The following is an 18,971-nucleotide window of genomic DNA, read 5'->3' as shown; positions in this document are numbered from 1 at the left end:
ATGGCGTTGCGGCGATCAGGTGCGCAGAAGCTGCTTGGCGGGACCAGTCTCGCGGCGATCATGCTCGGGCTTTCCGTAAGCCCGGCACAGGCGCAGCTGGCCGCGATGCGCGCGGCGGCGGGGACAGTGGTTCCGCCGGTCTCGGTGCCGGCCGGGCAGGGCGGCCCCCAGCGCTCGCAGACCATGCAGGATGCGCTGGCGCGGCAGGTCCGCCTGCAATCGCGCGCGCAGGCGCTGGCCACTTACGTCACGTCCGCGAAGTCTGCCGCGCTGGCCGCGATCAAGGCAAAGCCTGCCGACGGCATCGCCGATACCGGGCTCAACCCGATCCAGGCGATCCGCAATGCGACGATCTATGTTGCGGCCGGGGTCGATGCCGCCACCGTTAAGGGCAACAGCGCGCCCCTTTCGGTTGCCGCCGCGAACGATCCGACCGGCAACAATACCTGGGAAGGTGCCCATGCGCCGGTCCAGAGCTCGGGAAGCAACGGCAAGCTCACCGTCCGCATCGACCAGACACAGCAGCGCGCGCTGCTCACGTGGCAGAACTTCGATGTCGGGGCGAACACCGAACTGGTGTTCAATCAGAAGCAGGGCGGTGTCGCCCAGAAGAGCTGGACTGTCGTCAACCGGGTGGCCAATCCGGTCGCGCCGAGCACGATCCTGGGTGCGATCAAGGCCGACGGCACCGTGCTCGTGCTCAATCGCGCCGGCGTGCTGTTTGGTCCGACCGCGCAGATCAACCTGCATTCGCTGGTGGCGAGCAGCCTTGAGCTTGGCAACTTTGCCTCGTCGGTCACGACCGTCGGCGCGACATCGTTCTTCAATCCGACCACGGTCAAGGACCGGATCACCGCCTATCTGCAGAACGGCTTGCTGGTGCAGGGCGCGCCCGGCATCAAGAGCCAGCTGCTGTCCGCGCTGCTGCCCGGCGGTTCCCAGTACGACGTCAACCAGCCGCTGCCCGTGGCGGGCGGCCTTGAAGGGGACGTGCTGGTCCATCAGGGCGCATCGATCACTTCCGACAGCGGCGGCTACATCATTCTGGCCGGTCCGACCGTGCACAATGCCGGGACGCTGACGGCCAGCGAAGGCCAGGTAAGCCTGCAGGGCGGGCGCTTCATCGGTGCGACCACATCCACCGGTGCCAGCGGCAGCGCCGACGAGAACGTGCGCGGCCTGATCCTTTCGAGCCAGATTCCCAACGTGCCGCTGCAGCCGCAGGCGCCGACGCCGGACCAGGGCGTGGTGGTCAACTCCGGCCTGATCGTGTCCCGCCGGGGCTATATCTCGATGGGCACATCGATCTATGGCCAGGTCACCAACGATGGCTTGCTCAGCGCCACGACCAGCGTTTCGCGCAACGGCAAGATCGCGCTGACGGGCGGTTCCGTCACCCTGGCAGGCAATGTCGATCCGGCCAAGGCCAGCGGCATCTCGATCCTGCCGGACGACAATGGCGAAACCATTCCGCAGGGCAGCCCAAACAGCCCGCCGGCGTTCAAGAGTTCGCAGATCGTCATCGGCAACACGATCAATTCCTATCTCAGTGCAGACGGCAGCGGCGATACCGCACTGCTTCCGACGCTGTTCGAGATGCAGCAGAACGCTTTCGTTCTCGCCCCGAACGCTAAAGTCGTGATCGGGCATGATCTTTCGACAGGTGTGTTTCAGCCCAATCCCGGTATCGCCGGATCGGTGACGATCGCCGATGGCGCGATCATCGACGTCAGCGGCATGAAGGGCGTGGCGCGCAAGGTTTCGGACAACACCGTAAAGATCAGCCCGGCCAAACAGAACGAATTGCGCGACACGCCGACCTATCGCGCCGTGCGGACCGACGGTGGCTTCACGCTGAACGGTGCGACGCTTTACGTCGATGCCCGCGCGTCCGGGGTGCGATCGGACGGGGTGGCCTGGATCGGCTCGCCGCTGCTTGAAGCGGGCAGTGCGGTCAGCCAGATTCCGGTGACGGCGGCCGAACTGATGACCAAGGGCGGCAGCATCAGCATAGATGTCGGCACGGCCATCACGGCAACCAACCTGACCGCCGCACAGATCGACGCCTTGGCGAAGGTGAAGATCGCCAAGGGCGCGCTGTTCGATGTTTCGGGTGGCTGGACCACCTATTCTGCCGGGTATGTGCAGACCACCCAGCTGCTCACCAACGATGGCCGGGTCGTCAGCATCGATCAGGCCGATCCCAACGATGTGTTTGTTGATTTCGTCGACGGCTTCACCGCAAGCCAGACCCGGCTGGGTATCTCGGAGACCTTCAGGACCGGCGCCTTGCAGGCGCAGCGCTTCGAAGACGCCTACGACGAAGGGCGCGATGCCGGCGCCTTGCAGATCGGCGGAAGCCTGATCTCCTTCGAAGGCACGGTGCATGGCGATGCCTTTGCCGGAGCCCGCCAGTTGGCGGAAGCCAGCGAACCGACGGCCAGGTCCTCGATCAGCGGCGATCCGCGCAAGCTCCAGTATTCCAAGAACCAGCTGCCCTCGGGCGGGCTGCTGCGGATCGGCTCGTTCAGCGGCTCGTCCGGGACCGGCTTCGGCCAGGATATCGTGGTCTATCGCGGCACCAAGACGGGGCCTGCGAACCAGGCGGAACTGCTGCTTGATGACCGGATGCTCTCGCAGGCAGGTCTTTCGGGGCTCATGCTGCAGACCAGCGGCGCGGTGACCTTTGCGTCGGTCTCGGATCAATTGCTGACAGACAGCTCGGCATTGACGCTGACGGGCAATTCGGCGCTCACGCTGGCCGATGGGGGCGTGCTCGAAGTCGATGCAGGCCGGGCGATCCGGTTTGGCGGCAGCGTCCGCATTGCGGGCGGGACGATCGCGGCGAGGACCTACCAGCTCAGCGACCTTATTGCGCCCGGGCTCACGACCATCGGCAACCCGTTCCGCGACGATGACGACATCGCACTCAGCTATGCGAGCGGCGATACCCTGCCCGTTGGCCGCTTCGATGTGACAGTGAACGGGACGCTCTCGGTCGCGGGCAAGTGGGTGAACGATTACCGGGGGGCCGCCAACCCGCAAGGTGCGGGCTGGATCAACGGCGGGTCGATCAGTCTGACGGTCGCGCCCCGGGTGTTCGTGCCGCTGGACGGTGATATCTTCACCGCGTCCGTCGCGGGCGATCTGAGCGGCAGCATCCGGATCAGACCGGATGCTCTGCTCGATGTTTCCGCCGGTGCGTTCGTGTCGAGCGCGCGCGCGATCGATCTTACCGCACGCGGCGGCAATGTCAGCCTCATCAACGAGACGACTTATGCCACGGTTGCGGCCGTGCAGAACAATGCCGATTTCATCGGTACGCAAGTGCGCGGCCAGACCGTCGCGTTTACGCCGACGCCGGGGCTGTCGACCCAGATCGGGGTGGTTCCCTCGCTCGTCCCGACAAGCCAGAAGGCCGAAGTAAGCTTTGCGGCCGAGAACATCCGGGGCTTCGGCTTCTCCGGTGGCGGCACCTTCAAGCTGGTTTCGCCCAATATCGCCTTTGCCGGGGCGGACCCCGCTGCGGGCGAGAGCAATGCCACCATCGTGCCGCTCGATTTCCTGCAGCGGACCGGCTTTGGCACGCTGGACATGACCAGCTACCGCGCGCGCACCGTGCGCGATCTGTTCGACAATGGCAGCGCCCGGCTTTCCAGTTTCTTCGAGACAACGCGCTTCACGATCGGCGCCGGCCAGACGCTCGATCTGACGCAAGTCACCCTGCCCGATATCCTCGATGCAGCAACGCAGTCGCGCTTGCTCGGCCTTGCCAGCGGCGGCGATATCGGCACCGTGCTGACACCGCAGGTGGCCAGCGATCTGTGGTATCGCAAGCCGGCCAGCCTCGTGCTGCGCGGCCTGGCCGAGCTTGATGTCGAAGCGGGCGGCCGGATCATCGGCGCTCCGGAAGCGTCGATCGTGGCGCCAAAGCTCTACAATGCAGGCGTGATCGATCTGCCGGGCGGCAGGATCCAGCAGATCGCGACCCTGCCGCTTGCCCTCGATCTGAACGGCACGGGGCTGTTCGACATTACGGGCGATGCACGCGATTTCGCGGTCGTGTTCGGGGCGCAGGATGCTCTGGGCCGCTATGCCGAGAACGGGCTCAACACCGGCGGGTTCACCAATGCCGATGGCTCGGTCAAGACCAACAACCAGTTGTTCACCGTGCCGGGGAGCGAACGGTTCTTCTATTTCCTGGGCCGGGTAGGGGCCAATGACGGCATCGTGCTGGCGCAAGGCAGCACGACCAATCTGGCCGGCACCGCGCTGTTCAATCCGGCGGCTCCGCTGCGCGCCGATGGAACGCGCTATAGCTTCGGACGGATGATCGGCGGGGGCAGCATCACCTCCGCTGCCGCGTTCCGTCCGCAGAGCGATGTGACCCAGGCGCTGTTTCCCAATCCCTCCTACGGGTTCGTCACGTATCCCGATCCGTCGAGCAACTCGCCGACGCCGCCTCCGCTGCTGGCACTGACGGCCGGGCGACGGTTTGTGGCAATGCCTGGTTCGCTGATCGACATCAGCGGGGCAAGCGCCACGTTCGATATTCCGGTGCAGGACGGTGTCTACGCGCCAAGCCTGCAGTGGAGCGATGCGGGAACCGTTGCGCTGCGGTCAGGGGGCACGCTGTCCGGCGCAACCATCAAGGCAAACGGTGGGGCGGCAAAGGCAACAGGCGGTACACTTGAGTGGCTGCTGCCCACGCTGCAAGCGGTGGACAATGGCCTGGGCGCAGACAATGTGGCCTTTGCGGACGGCATCACGAAGGCCGGGTTTGACAGCCTGATCGCCTATGGCGGCTTGACGCTGGACGGAGTGTTCAACCTCAAGCTGGACAAGGGCCTGCTTGTCCGTTCGCCCACGTCGCTCGACGGGACGCCGATCGGTCCGAATGCCTCCGTCACGATCTCGGCGACGCAAGGCACGAACGCGACGATCGAGGCGCCCTACATCGCCTTTGCCAGCCGTTCCGGTGCGGTGCGCAATTCCGCGGCTGCGACGGGGGATGCGTCTGTCACCTTCTCGGCCGGAGCGCTGGGGATGGACTTCTTCGGAACCACCCTGTTCGACAGCTCGATCGGCAAGACCAATCTGTTCAGCCGTGCCGATGTGCGGCTTATCGGGGTGGACGACCGGACGGACCTGACCTCGGCCCCCGTACTGAACGGAAGCCTGACCGCCGCCGGCAACCTGACGTTCGACGCGGCGCGGGTCTACGCGACGACCGGCACCGGCAACCTGCAGCGCAATCTCGAGATCGCCGCGAGTGCGAGCGACGCGCGGGCACCCTTGCCGTTCCAGATCTCTGCGCTTGGCAACGCAACGATCACGTTCCTCGGCAGCCATATCGATACCCGCGCACCCTTGTCGGCCGGTTCTTTCCTGCAGATCAATGCGAAGAACATCGTCCAGAACGGCTATCTGGCCGCTCCGCTTGGCCGGATCGCCTTCGGCACGTCCGAAAATCCGGTCGGGACGATCAAGTTTGGCGCCGGCAGCGTGACGCAGGTCTCGGGCGCTGGCCTTAACATTCCCTACGGAACCACGACCGACCTTTCGCAGTATTTCTTCACGCCCGGTTCGGCAGCACCGCTGACGCAATTGCCGAGCGGCAATCTGCGGGTCAGCGGCGAAGAGATCGATTTTGCCGAAGGCGCGAAAGTCCTGGGCAGCGGCGGCGGCGATGTCTTTGCATATGAATTCGTGTCGGGCACGGGCGGTTCGCGCGATGTGCTGAGCCGGTTCAATACCGACGTCTTCAGCAGCAACGATTTCGACCCCTTGACCGGGCAAGGCTACCAGTATGCCGACCGGCGCCAGGTCTATGCGCTGGTTCCGAGCGAGGTTGCGGCGAAGATCGCGCTGCACGATCCGGTCTATTCGGCGGATTATGGCATCGGCAGCCCGAGCGAGCTTTATGGTACGAGCGCCGGGCTTGCGGTGACGCTGGATGGCGGCGGCGGCGTAGCGGCAGGCCAGTATGTGCTGATGCCCGCGCACTATGCGCTGCTGCCGGGGGCATACCGGATCGTCGAGAATGTCGGCGCGGTCGCTCCGGCCAGCGGCAGCGCGCAAACCCTGCTTGATGGCAGCATCGTGCTCGGCGGGGTCTATTCGACCGCCGGGACGGAGCTGTCATCCTCGCTGCGGCGCTCGTTCACGGTGCAATCGCAGGCGAGCTTCCTCCGGTATTCATCGATCCGGACCACGGGCGGTACCACCACCATCAGAGCCGCCGCTGTCAGCAGCGGCAAGATTGTTCCCCGCCTGCCGCTCGATGCGGCGCGCGTGGTGCTTGATCCGCTCAGGGCGCTGAATGTGGCCGGTGCATTCGACATGGCCCCGGCCGCAGGGGGCCGGGGTTCCGCGGTCGATATCCTCGGCAGTTCGATCGTCGTCGGCATTTCGGCCACCGAACAGCCGGGCAGGCTGTTCCTGTCCAACGCCACGATTGCCAATCTGAACGCCAATAGCCTCATGATCGGCGGCGAGCGGATCGAGAACACCGATGGCACGACCAGGCTGGGGATCACGGCCAGTCGCATTGTCGTGACATCCGCAGCCGACATCACGGTGCCGGAGCTCATCCTCGCGGTGGCGGGCGCGGGTTCGGCCATCAACATCGTCGATGGTGCCTCGCTCACGGCGAGTGGAACTCTCGCGGACGACCGTGCAGGCAGCTACCTGATCCCGTCGAACTCCGCCGCCTTGCCAAGCGATCCGTTTGACCAGACCGGCATCGGCTCGGTGCTGCGCCTGTCCAGCGGAGTTCAGCGCACTGTTTCCCGGCTGGGTTCGTTTGCTGCGAGCAATGCCGGACGCAGTTCCCAGCTGAATGTGGGCAAGGCCGCGCTGACCGGGAACAGCTTGCTGCTGGATACAAACTTCCGGTTCTCGATCGATGATGGTGCGCAGCTGTCGGCGCCGTTGATCGGGATCAGTGCCTCCAACATCGCGTTCGGCGCCACCGGAACGATCAGCGCATCGCTTGAAAGCCAGCTGGCGAATGCTTCGGAATTGATCCTGAGCTCTGCCGGGGCGATCTTCTTCGATGCCAATACGGTCCATACCTTCAAGGGGCTGACGATCGATGCGTCCGGGATTGCGCTCTCGGGGCGGACAGCGGGAACCGATACGCTGACGATCAACGCTGGCGACACGCGGATTTCGAACAGCCGTCAGGCTGCGGGCACCGGATGCACGCTGACTGGCGTTCTGGCCTGCGGGACGACAGGAAATGTGTTCAATCTCAACGCGGCGACGCTGACGCTGGGATCGGGCACGTTCAACACCTTCAGCTTCGACGGCAGTATCAATCTCGCGGCGACCAAGGGCACCTACATCACCGGCAATGGCACGCTTCGCGCCAATGGCGCGGCGCTGAAGCTCAACACGCCGTTCCTGATCGACCGCGCGGCGGTGGTCGATCTTGCCAGCATCACCGGGGCAGCCAGCGACCAGATCACGCCCAGGGGCAACTATACCATCCCGGTCACGCCCGATTACCGGTTCGCGACCACGGGGGCGGTGAATGTGACGGCCGCAGGCACGGCGAGCAGCACGCCCACCGGGCTGCGGGCGCCGGGTGCGCGGATCAGCTTCGGTTCGGCGGCGGCACCGGTCGCCGCGATCACCATCGATGGAACCGCGCTCACTGCAACAGCCGGCGTGCTCGATATCCAGTCGGCCGGAACGGTCACTTTGGCCGGCGCTGCCTCGCTGGCGACGCCGGGCTTCTCGCGCAGCTTCGGCGATGCGCAAAGCACGACGACGATCTCCGCCGGGGCTGGCACCATCAATCTCGTTTCGCTTAACGGCGATATCGTGCTGCCATCGACGAGCACGCTTTCGGTGGACAACGGGATCGGCAATGCCGGGCGGCTCAATCTTCTCGCGGGGCGCGGGGCAATCGCGTTCAACGCCGCGCTGAACCCGCAAGTCACGGGCGTGCGGACCGCATCGCTTGCCTTCGATTCGGGGACCTCGGCGTTCGATCTCGACGGGTTCGCCAGCGGCAATGCCCTGAAGTTCCAGGGCGATATCTCGATCCGTTCGGGCGCGGGCAATCTTGTGCTGAGCAGCGGCCGCACCATCAGGGCGGCCAGTGCCAGCCTGACAGCCGATGGCGGCTCGATCATCATCGGCGGCAAGATCGACACCTCGGGTGTTTCGGTCGCAGGGCTCACGCCAGGCCAGCTTGCGGCGGCGCGGATCAGCGGCGGCGACGTTTCGCTGTGGGGCAGGGACGGGGTCACACTGCAGGCCGGTTCGCTGATCGACACCCACACCAGCGGGTATGCCGATACCGATCTGCGTCAGGCCAGCGCCGGCGATGTGCGCATCGGCATCGGCAACACCGGCGGCGCCATCTCCATCGATGCCGGCGCCACGATCGATCTCGGCGCGCGCCGCACCCAGGCCGCGCTCGCTGCGAACACGACCGCCAACCGGTTGATCAGGACGACCGTCAAGGACCCGCTGACGCTGGTCAACAAGGACGTCTTCCAGTTCGTGGCTGCCGACAAGGGCGGCACGCTCTCCCTGCGCGCGCCGATCATCGGCAGCGGCATGGACGAGATCGACGTGCGGCTCAAGGGAACCGTGATCGGCGCCGGCGCGCAGCAGATCGAGGCCTACCGCCGCTATGACCTTGATGAGCTGGCGGGCTTCTATGACGGTATCACGCCATCGAACAACGGCGTCTTCCAGTTCCTCGATTTCACGCCGACCGGGTTCAACATCTTCAGCGACACGTTTGTCGACGACCTGACCGGCGTCCAGTCGCTTCCCTACTTCATCCAGAACTTCTCCGTCCGCGCCGCCGATGGCAGCAATCTGGGCGGGATGCGGCTGCGCCCGGGTGTCGATCTGGTCTCGAGCCGTTCGATCTACACGCTGACGGCGTGGAACCTTGCGGCTGGAACGCTGGATGAAGCCGGCGCCCGCGCGGCAGGGCTGATTGTCGATCTGCCCGAACTGGGGCGGCGCGTGACCGATGCGCAGCCCTACTTTGCCCTGAAGCCGGGGTCGGAAAGCCGCATTCTGTCCGATTACGTTTCGTTCCTCTACCGAGTGGGCGGCAAGGCCAGCGGCGAGGCTGCCGTGGTCAACTTCAATGCCGCGGGCAATCTCACCATCACTCGCTCGATCAGCGACGGCTTCTTCAACTTCGCCGACAAGTCCGATACCAATTATGTCAGCTATCAGCTTGGCGGCGGCGACCGCACGTTCAATCTCGGCTTGCTTACCAGTTGCGGCACCGCGTTCGACTGCCGCGAAGTGACGTCTTATTCGGCGGTCGACGCCGGTACGGTGACGGCGAGCGCGGCGAACACGCTGACGATCAACATCTCGCGCTTCCTGACCGGCAACCAGGTCGGCGCGGCCAATGTTCTGGCACCGTACAATCCGGACGCGAACTCGGCGATCGCGCTGGGCAACAACACCGATCCCCTGACCGGTGACTTCAGCGGCGATACGCTGGGCTTTGCGCAGCTCTTCCCCCGCTTGGCCGATGGCAGCGTCATTCGTTCCAGCGACCTGCGGCTGGTTGCCGGGGCGGCCCCCTCGGTAAATCCGCTGCAGGTCGATCGCGCAAATGTCAGAAACCTGACTGTCGAGGGCGAAACCGGCTACCTGCTGACCGCGGCGCAGGGGTTTGCTTTCCTCGGCGATTCGATCGACCTCAAGCTGGCAGTTGCCGGGGTCAGCAGTGCGGCGCTGCCCGCCTTCTCGTTCGCGGATCTTCTGCGGACGAGCGACGACCGCTCCAACGTCAACGCGCTTGACGAGGATTCCTACGCTTCGATCACCTGGGGCACGCTGGAAGTTGGCCAGGCAGAGGACTTCCGCGTCGCATCGCAGGCGTTCTTCCAGCCGGGCCGGGTCAGGTTCCAGACCAATGCGCGCGGCCTCGTCACCGGCGTCGCCGCGCCGCTCGGCGACATGCTGGCGTTCATGGAGTCGATCACGCCCGACTTTCTTGCCAAGCAGCGGAGCGGCACGGCGATCGGTTATCCGGTTGGCCGGCCGACCGCGCCGAGGCCGATCAATTTCGGCGATCGGGCAGCCTTTGCCCGCTCGGTCGTTCGCACCGGCGATGGTGCCATCGCGGTCGCGGCTTCCGGCAACATCGACCTGCGCAATGGCGAGACCGCAACCTATCGCAACGAGAACGGCAGGACGGTCTCGTCCAGCGCGGGCTCGCAGGTTGGTGGTACGGCCATCTACACGGCCGGCGTGCGGGTTGCCTCCACGGCTGTCTCGGCAAGGATGGTCGATACCGGGACAATCGCCTCGATCACCCCGGACAGCATCTATATCGGGATGCCGAAGCAGGATGTGACCTTCCAGCCTTCGCCAAAGGGCCTTGATGATCAGGCGGCGGTACTGGCTGAAGGGGGCGGTTCGCTCTCGGTGTTTGCCGGCGGCTCGGTGCTGGGCCGACGCGACGAATGGTCGGAGCAATTCCTGGGCTCGGGCGCCACGGCACCGGGCAATATCGTCACCAGCTTCAGCAAGACCGCGATCGGCGATGCCGCACAGCGCTGGCGGCCGGGTGTGGTCGGCCAGGATACCGAAATCGCCATTGCGCCCAAATACTTCACCAGCGGCATCGGTGCGCTGGCGGGCGGCGATGTGAACCTCGTCACGGGCGGATCGGTGAACGACCTCACGGTCGCGCTTGATGCGGCGGTAACGACCACCACGACCACCGGCGGGATCGGCGATGTCCTTCTGACGCTCGGTCAGGGCGACCTTAACGCGACGATCGGCGGCAACATCGGCGGCGGTCAGATCGATATTGCGGCGGGTCAGGGCCGGATCAACGTGACCGGCAGCGTGGTCGGCTTCGGCCGCGAGCCCCGATCGTCGACCGGCGAGACCACGCAATATCTGCGCGTGAGGCTGGCCGGCGCTAATGTGGCGCTGTCGGCGCAAGGCTCGATTGCCATCGCAGGCGTCTCCGCATTGGGGGCCTCGCGCAGCGGCGAAGCCCTGGATCGCTACAACGAGGCTGGCTTCTTTGCGCCCTCCGCCTCGTTCAGCGGGATTGCAACCGGCTCGCTGCGCTACGTCAACAACCGCTTTGACCAAACGGTTCCGTTCCAGGTCGGTGAAGGCGGGGCCGGCATTTTTGCCGGAGCGGTGCTGCCGCCCTCGCTCACGCTCGGAGCGCTGACCGACACGCTGGTGGCGCCCAGCATACCCTTGCTGCTTTATCCCTCCAAAACCGGGAACCTGCAGCTGTTCAGCGCGGGCGACCTTTCCTCGCTCGTGATCGCAATGAGCGATAGCGACCCTTCGCTTCTGGCGGGCGCGTTCTCTGCGGCGAGGATCAGCCTGAATTCGATCAACGCCACCGGCGGTGGTATCGTGTCCGCGCCTGTCGGGCTCGGTTTCGGGATCCCCGGCATCCAGCAAACCACCAGCGAATATCTGCTGCGGCTCTATCACAACGAGAACCTGACCCATGCCGGGGATACCGACCCGGTCAGGATCTTCGCGGGCAGAGACATAAGCCAGTCGCTGATCAACCTGCCCAAGGCGGCGCAGATCACCGCCGGGCGCGACATTACCAATCTGATCTTCACCGGCCAGAATGCCAATGCGCAGGATACCACGCTGATCAGCGCCGGGCGCGATATCACCTCGACCACCGCCACCTCGACCATCGACAACCTGCCCTATATCGTGGGCAACAGTTTCGTGCTCGGCGGTGCCGGCAATCTGGTGATCCAGGCCGGGCGCGACATCGGTCCGTTCATCAATTCGGCGGTCGTCAACAATGTGAGCTACGCGGGCGGCATCCAGACCGTCGGCAATTTCTTCAATCCCTGGCTCAGCGATGGCGGTGCCAATCTGGCGGTGCTGTTCGGCGTGGCCGGAGGCATCGACTACGCGGCGATGCGCGAGACCTATCTCAATCCGGCCAATGCCGCCGATCTCGACAAGGCGCTGTTCGTGCAGAACGCCGACAGCCTCGGCATCCGCCGCCCGGACCGGTCGAAGCCGATCTACGCGCCGATCCTCGCGCAGTGGCTCAGGACCAACGATCCCGCCGGATTTGCCGCGATCTTCGGGTCGGCAGACTTCCCCGATACCGAAGCGGGCAGGGCGGCGCTGGCCAATGCCGCCTATCCGCAGGCCGAGAAGCTCTACAGCACTTTCGCGAAGCTCGATCCCTTGCTGCAGAACCAGTTCCTCCGCTCGGAGGTGCTGTTCAACGAACTGCAGCAGCCGGCGCTGCCGGATGGTCCTTCCTATCTGCAGTACTATCGCGGCTACCGTGCGATCCAGACGCTGTTCCCGGTCAGCAAGGGCTATACCGACAACCTTGCCGTCTACACCACGGATCCGTCCACGATCACGGCCGACACGCCGCAGGGCATCCCGACGCGCAACCTCGTGGACGGCCAGCCCCAGAAGGCGGACGTCAAGGCAACCGGCAACGCGGACTTGCGCCTCGCCACCTTGCAGACCCTGAATGGCGGCGATCTGGCGATCATCGGGCCGGGCGGCAACTTCATCGCCGGCTCGGTCGTGCGAACATCGGAACAGGCTGCCCAGCGCGTCACGCGCTTCGGCGTCGATCCGGCCTCGAGCCTCGCCTATGGGCAGCTGAACAACCAGAACGCGAACCGGATCAGTTCGATCCCGATCGGGTTCGAAGGTGTGCTGACCCTGAACGGCGGTGCGATCAGCTCGTTCACCGACGGCAACTTCCTCGTCAATCAGAGCCGCGTGTTCACGCAGGCCGGCGGCGACATCACGATGTGGTCCTCGAACGGGGACCTCAACGCCGGGCAGGGGCCGCGCAGCGCTTCGAACTTCCCGCCGGTGACCGTGCGTTTCAATCTCGACGGCTTCAGCCAGGTCGATAGCGCGGGAAGCGTGTCCGGGGCGGGCATCGGTGCCTTCCAGCGCCGCCCGACCGATCCGGCCTCGTCGATCATCCTGCTTGCGCCGGTGGGCGAGGTGGACGCTGGCGATGCAGGCGTGCGCGCCACCGGAAACGTGCTTGTGGCGGCAGCGCGAGTCGCGAACTCCGAAGGCTTCAGCGCTGGCGGCTCGATCTCGGGTGTCCCCAGCCTTGCGGCGACGCCCGCGGCCGTGGTTCCCGCTTCCGCCGCTTCGGCAGTGACATCGCAAAGCAGCAGCTCGAGCGGCAGCAACGATACTTCGAATCGGCGTTCGATCATCTCGGTCGATGTGATCGGATTTGCCGGCAATGCCGCGTCCTGCGAGCCGGGATCGACGGACCCGCAGTGCAAGCCATAAGCTGCTGATGGAGTTGCCAGGGATGGGGAGAGAAGGGTCTGCGCCATGCGCGCAGACCTGAGCCTGCGCCGGCTGGTGACCCCTACGGGAATCGAACCCGTGTTTCAGCCGTGAGAGGGCCGCGTCCTGACCGCTAGACGAAGGGGCCTTGCCAAGGGCCGGGTCGGCGGTTTCGCCCCGGCTGTTCCGTTTCTGCCCGGCACCCCCTTGAACAGGCTGGGTGCCCGGTTTCCAAGCTGGTGACCCCTACGGGAATCGAACCCGTGTTTCAGCCGTGAAAGGGCCGCGTCCTGACCGCTAGACGAAGGGGCCACGGGCTTGAGCTGCGTGGCAGGACCGCGCAACTAGGGCGAGAAGCGGGTCAGGTCAACCCCCTGACTGCGGGTGCGGAAAGGCCTGTCCCAAGGGGAAGCCATCAGTCTGCAAATGCCGCATCTTCGACATGAAGTTCAGCGGCGGGACGGCTGCCCCAATCATCGATCTTCGCACGGCCCGCGAGCCAGAACTGGCGGCCGCGCGCGCCGTGGAGCAGGGCCTGGCCCATCTCGGTCTCGCCCGCGCGGAAGGCCATGGCCTTGAAGGATCGGCCATCCGGCCCGCCCGCAATCATGCGCACGTGATCGGCGCCGACGATATCGCACTTGATCAGGCGCACCGGCCCCACCGCCACGCGCGGGCCGGGCCAGCCCATGCCGAAGGGGCCTGCCGCCTCGAGCCGCTCGACCAGATCGGGGGTCAGCCCGCCGGGCGCGAGGCTGAGATCGAGCAGCAGCGACTGGCTTTGCCGCGCCGCCGCGACATCGCGGGCGAGGCGCTCGTCAAGCCAGTCGGCGAGACGTTCGGTCCCGCCCGGTGCCACCGTCAGCCCGCAGGCCATGGCATGTCCGCCGCCCGCGATGAGCAGCCCTGCCGCCCGCGCCGCAATGATCGCCGCCCCCAGATCAACGCCCGGGATCGAGCGGCCCGAGCCCTTGCCGTTGCCTTCCGCATCACCGTCTTCGGCGATGACCAGTGCCGGCCGGCCGGTCTTTTCCTTGATCCGCCCGGCAACAATGCCGATCACGCCCGGATGCCAGCCCGCGCCGTGGACGACCACGACGCTGCGGTTGTGCTGCGATTGGACTTGCGCCTCGGCGGCTTCCTGCACCGCCTGTTCGATGGCCCGGCGCTCGTCGTTGAGCTGTGAAAGCCGCGCGGCGATGGTGCGGGCCTCCTCCGGATCGGACGTGGTCAGCAGCCGCACGCCGAGGCTCGAATCGCCGACACGCCCGGCTGCATTGATGCGCGGGCCGAGCGCGAAGCCGAGATCGCTGCACGTGGGCGCGCGGGTGAGGCGGCTGGCGTCAATCAGCGCGGCAAGGCCGATATTCGCCCGGCGCGCCATGATCTTGAGACCCTGCGCCACGAAGGCCCGGTTCACACCGCGGATCTGCGCGACATCGGCCACCGTGCCGAGCGCGACGAGATCAAGCAGGCCCATGAGATCGGGCGCCGCCGAAGCGCCGACGACGCCGCGTGTGCGCAGCTCCCTGAGCGTGGCGACGGCGAGGAGGAAAGCGACACCCACTGCGGCCATGTGGCCATGGCTGGCGGCCTCGTCGCTTTCGTCGAGCCGGTTGGGATTGACGAGCGCGGTGGCGGAGGGAAGCTCCGGGTTGCACTTGTGGTGATCGACGACGATCACATCGACGCCTTCGGCGCGGGCGGCCGAAAGCGCCTCGTAGGCCATGGCCCCGCAATCGACCGTGACAATCAGCTGCGCGCCTTCACGCGCAAGCTTGACCAGACCCTCTGCCGATGGGCCGTAGCCTTCGAGCAGGCGGTCGGGGATATAGGGCCGGGCTGGCACGCCGAGGCTGGCGAGGAAACGGATCAGCAGCGCCGCGCTGGTGGCTCCATCGACGTCGTAATCGCCGTAGACGGCAATCGCTTCGCCCTTCGCAATCGCGTGGGCCAGCCGCTTCGCCGCCGCATCCATGTCGTTGAAGATTGAAGGGTCGGGCAGGAAATCGCGCAAGGTCGGGCGGCGGTGGCGCTCCAGATCATGGCGTTCCACGCCGCGCGCCATGAGCAGCTGATCGACGAGGCTGTCGAGCTGGCCGAGGCCGCCGCCGGTAAGGTCCATATTGCCGCCGCGCCAGCGCCAGGCGAGGCCGGACAGCGAATGGGTGATGGCAGTGACCGGGATCATGCCCAAGGCGCTAAACCATCGCGGCGGCGCGGGGAAGGGTGGGGCAAATCCTGCCCACACTCGCCTGCATACCTGTGTGCCGGATCATCGCCCTGTCGCAGCGCGATTGACAGGAGGCCCACGGATATGGTCGCATCCCGCAAAAGAGAAATCCGGTCGCGCGATACGAACAGGCAGAGAGGGGCAAAGGCGCCGCTCTTGCGAGAGGGGTTTGAGCCGATGACCAGGAACAGCATCCGTCTGATCGTTGCCGCAGGGAGCGCAAGTGCCGTGCTCGTCGGCTTCGGCATGGCGCAGACGTCCGCACCCGTTGCCCGCTATGAAATGCGCGCCGGCACCATGTCGGGCATCATGGGCGGGATGGGAGGTATGCGGGGCGGCGGCATGGGCGCGGCGATGGGCATGGCTTTCGGCGGTGGCAATCGCAATGCGCCGCAGCACGAACTGTGGCTCGATCTGGGTTCGAGCAGGGTTCCGGCCGGCGGTCCGCCCAAGGCCGATCACTTCATGCCTGCCGGCGCCAAGCTTGGCCTTTCGGTGCCGCTCAAGACGCCGGTGAAGGGACCGGTTGGCCCCGAAGAACCAGCCGAGAAGCGCGACTTCCAGCGGCCCAAGGGGCGCATCCTGATCTTCTGGGGCTGCGGCGAGCATGCCCCCGCCGGGCAGCCGGTGGTGATCGACTTTGCCAAGATCGCCGCGGGGCAGATGCCACCGGGCCTCTGGTCTAGCAGCGTACCGATGGAGCGGCGGGTCTCCTATTCGAGCAGCAAGACCTATGGTTCGTGGCCCAACGACGAAGGCAAGACCTCGGTCAGGACGGACAGCTCGCTGATCGGCGCGCACAAGGTGGCGGGCAACTACTCGCCCGAGATGACCTTCACGCTGACGAAGGATTTCATGGGCGCGCTCAGGACCTCGAGCGCGGGCATGCCGAGCGGGGCGACCCTGTTGCGCTGGAATGCTCTCCCCGAAGCGACGGGTTATCACGCCTCGCTGATGGGCGGGAAGATGGATCGGGGCAGTGACATGCGCGACATGGTGTGGTGGTCTTCGAGCATGACCCGCGAGTTCGGCGGCGGGCTCTCGGACTGGCTTTCGCCCGCAACCGTGGCGCGGCTCGTGACGAGCAGGACAGTGCTGGCCCCTGCCACGACGACTTGCATCGTGCCCGCCGAGGTCAAGGCTGCGGCGCCTGATTTCCAGATGGTCTCGCTCTATGCCTATGGGCCGGAGGAGAGCTTCGTCTATCCGCCGCGGCCGGCCAATCCCAAGACGCCGTGGAAGCCGGAATGGACGGCTGCCGTCCGCCACCGCTCGATGACCGGCTTCCTGCTTGGCATGCCGGGGATGGAGGAGGCTGGCGCAGAGAATGGTCGCAACCAGCGGCAGCAGCAGCAATGCCAGCCCAAGCCCAAGAAGCGCGGGCTTGGCGGGCTTGGCGGGCTGATCGGCGGCGCGCTGGGCGGCGCAGTGAGCGGTGCCGGCGGCAACGGAGATGGCTGCTGAACCGGCTATGCTGCTGATCATCTGGCACAGCCGCACCGGCGGCGCCCGCGCGATGGCCGAGGCTGCGCTGCGGGGAGCAGCAGGTGAGGGCGATGCGCGTTCGCTGCAAGCCGATGAAGCCACCCCCGACGCGCTGTTCACGGCGCGGGGCTATCTCTTCATCTGCCCTGAGAATCTTGGCACAATGAGCGGGGCGATGAAGGAATTCTTCGATCGATGCTACTACCCGATGCTGGGGCGGATCGAAGGCCGCCCCTTTGCCACTGCGATTGCTGCCGGATCCGATGGAACGGGTGCCGAACGCCAGATCGAGCGGATTGTCACTGGCTGGCGACTGCGCCGAATCGCCGAAGGGCTGATCGTCAACCTCGAAGCCCAGACGCCGGAGGCCATTCTCGCACCCAAGACAGTGCCACCGGCAGCGCTGCAAGAATGCCACGATTTGGGACAGTCTTTCGCGGCCGGACTCGCGATGGGGCTGTTCTAGGGTGCAGGTGCGGCCGAACTATCCGATTCCGTGCCGGTTTGGCCGGACGGGACTCGACGATTGCCTAACATTGGTGTCTCTGCTGATACCAGAGTGAGGGAGCATAACTGGTGGTAATCGAGCGTGCCGCAGGGCGTGAGCCTCTTGCCGCGCTGCTGTTCGGTCGGGATGATCGGCCGGCTGCAGATGCTGTCGCCACCCTTGCTGCCGGGCCGGAGGGCTTCTCGCTTCTCAATGCCAGCGAGGCACCGCAGGGCGAAGCTGAGCTGCTGCGAGACGGGCTGACATTCGACCTCGCCGGGCTCGCCCCTGCGCCCGCGCGGGAAGTGCCCAATGCGGTGCACCGTGTGGCTTTGTCCAATGATTTCAATATCCATACGCTGGAGGCGGCCTGGTTCATGGTGGGGCCGCACCTCGCAGGGGCGGAACACCTTCTGCCGGTCCTGCGGGTCGCGGCGGCCATCTTGCGCCAGTTGACCCAGTTGCCCGGCTTGCAGGCGATTGTCTGGCGGCCGGCCCGGATCGTGATGTCGCCCGCCTGGTTTGCCGAGGCGGTCGGTGTCTGGCTTGCCGACGGGCCGTTTCCGGCGCTTGCCCTTACGGCGCTGGCACGCAGCCAGAGCGGGATCGAAAGTGAGGGGCTTGGTTTCCTGACAGGGCAGGAATTCACGCTCCACGCACGCAGCGGCGGGCCGAACCGGGAGCACAGCCGCATTGCGGTTCGCCTCACCGATTGGCTGGTGACGCATGGACGGGTGGAGACCGCGCGCGAAGTGGTACTCACCGGCGTGGGGGCTGTCTGGATCGAACCGGACGGCCAGAACAGGCTTAATGTGGAACCGCGCTAGGTAAAGCACGCTTACAAGCGGCAACTAAACGATAGTTGCTCGCGGCAATTAAAGCAGTGTTGCAAGCAGAAATTGAAGCATGCTTACAAGCGCGGCATTAAGTTGCCTGCGCGAACATTGCGGCATGGCTCCTGCTGGACACTTGGCCCGGGGACGGATCCCCTTCCGCTCGGTGAATGTACCGGGCAAAGCCGGATATACGCCCGGTTTGCAGCGCCATCACCTGCTGCCCCGGGCGCTGCTCCATCGCCGGGCATTCAATCGGATGATCGGCGCGCTTACGCCGGAGCGCATCGGCTTCCACGACTTTCGCGCCAATGGGTTGTTGCTGCCGGCAACCGAGAGCGGCGCGCAGCGGATCGGCCTGCCTTTACATCGCGGGCCGCATGGAACCTATTCGGAGATGGTTACCGAACGGGTCGGCCAGATCGAACTGGGGTGGAGCCGCACGCGGCGCTACGATCCCGAACTGGCGGGGATGGAGGCGCTGATGCGGCTCGATCTTCTGCAAAGAGCATTGCGCCGCCGCCTGCTGAGCCCGCCCAAGGGCGAGGAAATCGTGCTCAACAAGCATGACCCCGCCCTCGATTACAGCCACCTCGACCGCATGGCCGAGATGCTGTGGGAAGCGACGGAGAGCAGGCTTTAGGTG

General features: G+C 65.8%; 6 protein-coding genes and 2 tRNA genes. 5 read left to right on the top strand and 3 right to left on the bottom strand.

Annotated elements, in window-relative coordinates; translation table 11 throughout:
- On the top strand, positions 1–13,287 hold the full coding sequence (locus K5Q19_RS11835; protein WP_292945272.1) for a filamentous haemagglutinin family protein: 13,287 nt from the start codon (positions 1–3) through the stop codon (positions 13,285–13,287).
- A 73-nt stretch (positions 13,288–13,360) separates the two neighbouring features.
- On the opposite strand, the gene K5Q19_RS11830 is transcribed toward K5Q19_RS11835, so the two are convergent.
- From K5Q19_RS11830 to recJ, 3 genes are all read right to left on the bottom strand, one after another.
- Positions 13,361–13,435: transfer RNA gene (locus K5Q19_RS11830), tRNA-Glu, on the bottom strand.
- A gap of 89 nt (positions 13,436–13,524) precedes the next feature.
- Positions 13,525–13,599: transfer RNA gene (locus K5Q19_RS11825), tRNA-Glu, on the bottom strand.
- A gap of 103 nt (positions 13,600–13,702) precedes the next feature.
- Entirely contained in the window at positions 13,703–15,478 is a 1,776-nt protein-coding gene (gene recJ, locus K5Q19_RS11820; protein WP_292945270.1) for a single-stranded-DNA-specific exonuclease RecJ, read from the bottom strand.
- A 219-nt stretch (positions 15,479–15,697) separates the two neighbouring features.
- Here recJ and K5Q19_RS11815 point away from each other — a divergent pair, with 219 nt between their 5' ends.
- The 4 genes from K5Q19_RS11815 to K5Q19_RS11800 all read left to right on the top strand — a co-directional run bounded on the left by K5Q19_RS11815 (position 15,698) and on the right by K5Q19_RS11800 (position 18,968).
- Positions 15,698–16,984: a hypothetical protein gene (locus K5Q19_RS11815; RefSeq protein WP_292945268.1), complete on the top strand. Its 1,287-nt coding sequence runs from the start codon at positions 15,698–15,700 to the stop codon at positions 16,982–16,984.
- Positions 16,974–17,471 (top strand): NAD(P)H-dependent oxidoreductase, encoded by a 498-nt coding sequence (locus tag K5Q19_RS11810; RefSeq protein WP_292945266.1) that lies wholly within the window; start codon positions 16,974–16,976, stop codon positions 17,469–17,471. The genes K5Q19_RS11815 and K5Q19_RS11810 overlap by 11 nt, the downstream gene beginning before the upstream one ends.
- Before the next feature lie 110 nt (positions 17,472–17,581).
- On the top strand, positions 17,582–18,319 hold the full coding sequence (locus K5Q19_RS11805; protein ID WP_292945264.1) for a hypothetical protein: 738 nt from the start codon (positions 17,582–17,584) through the stop codon (positions 18,317–18,319).
- A 79-nt stretch (positions 18,320–18,398) separates the two neighbouring features.
- Positions 18,399–18,968 (top strand): AHH domain-containing protein, encoded by a 570-nt coding sequence (locus tag K5Q19_RS11800; RefSeq protein WP_365759361.1) that lies wholly within the window; start codon positions 18,399–18,401, stop codon positions 18,966–18,968.
- Positions 18,969–18,971: the final 3 nt, after the last annotated feature.

Origin of the sequence: Novosphingobium sp. (assembly GCF_019748365.1) — a bacterium.
GTDB lineage: Bacteria > Pseudomonadota > Alphaproteobacteria > Sphingomonadales > Sphingomonadaceae > Novosphingobium.
This window is presented reverse-complemented; position numbering and strand designations above follow the sequence as displayed.

What these genes read in the sequence shown, in the direction of transcription:
- K5Q19_RS11835 (WP_292945272.1), top strand. Translation starts at nt 1, where the DNA reads ATGGCGTTGCGGCGATCAGGTGCGCAGAAGCTGCTTGGCGGGACCAGT.
- recJ (WP_292945270.1), bottom strand. Translation starts at nt 15,478, where the DNA reads ATGATCCCGGTCACTGCCATCACCCATTCGCTGTCCGGCCTCGCCTGG.
- K5Q19_RS11815 (WP_292945268.1), top strand. Translation starts at nt 15,698, where the DNA reads ATGACCAGGAACAGCATCCGTCTGATCGTTGCCGCAGGGAGCGCAAGT.
- K5Q19_RS11800 (WP_365759361.1), top strand. Translation starts at nt 18,399, where the DNA reads ATGCTTACAAGCGCGGCATTAAGTTGCCTGCGCGAACATTGCGGCATG.
- K5Q19_RS11810 (WP_292945266.1), top strand. Translation starts at nt 16,974, where the DNA reads ATGGCTGCTGAACCGGCTATGCTGCTGATCATCTGGCACAGCCGCACC.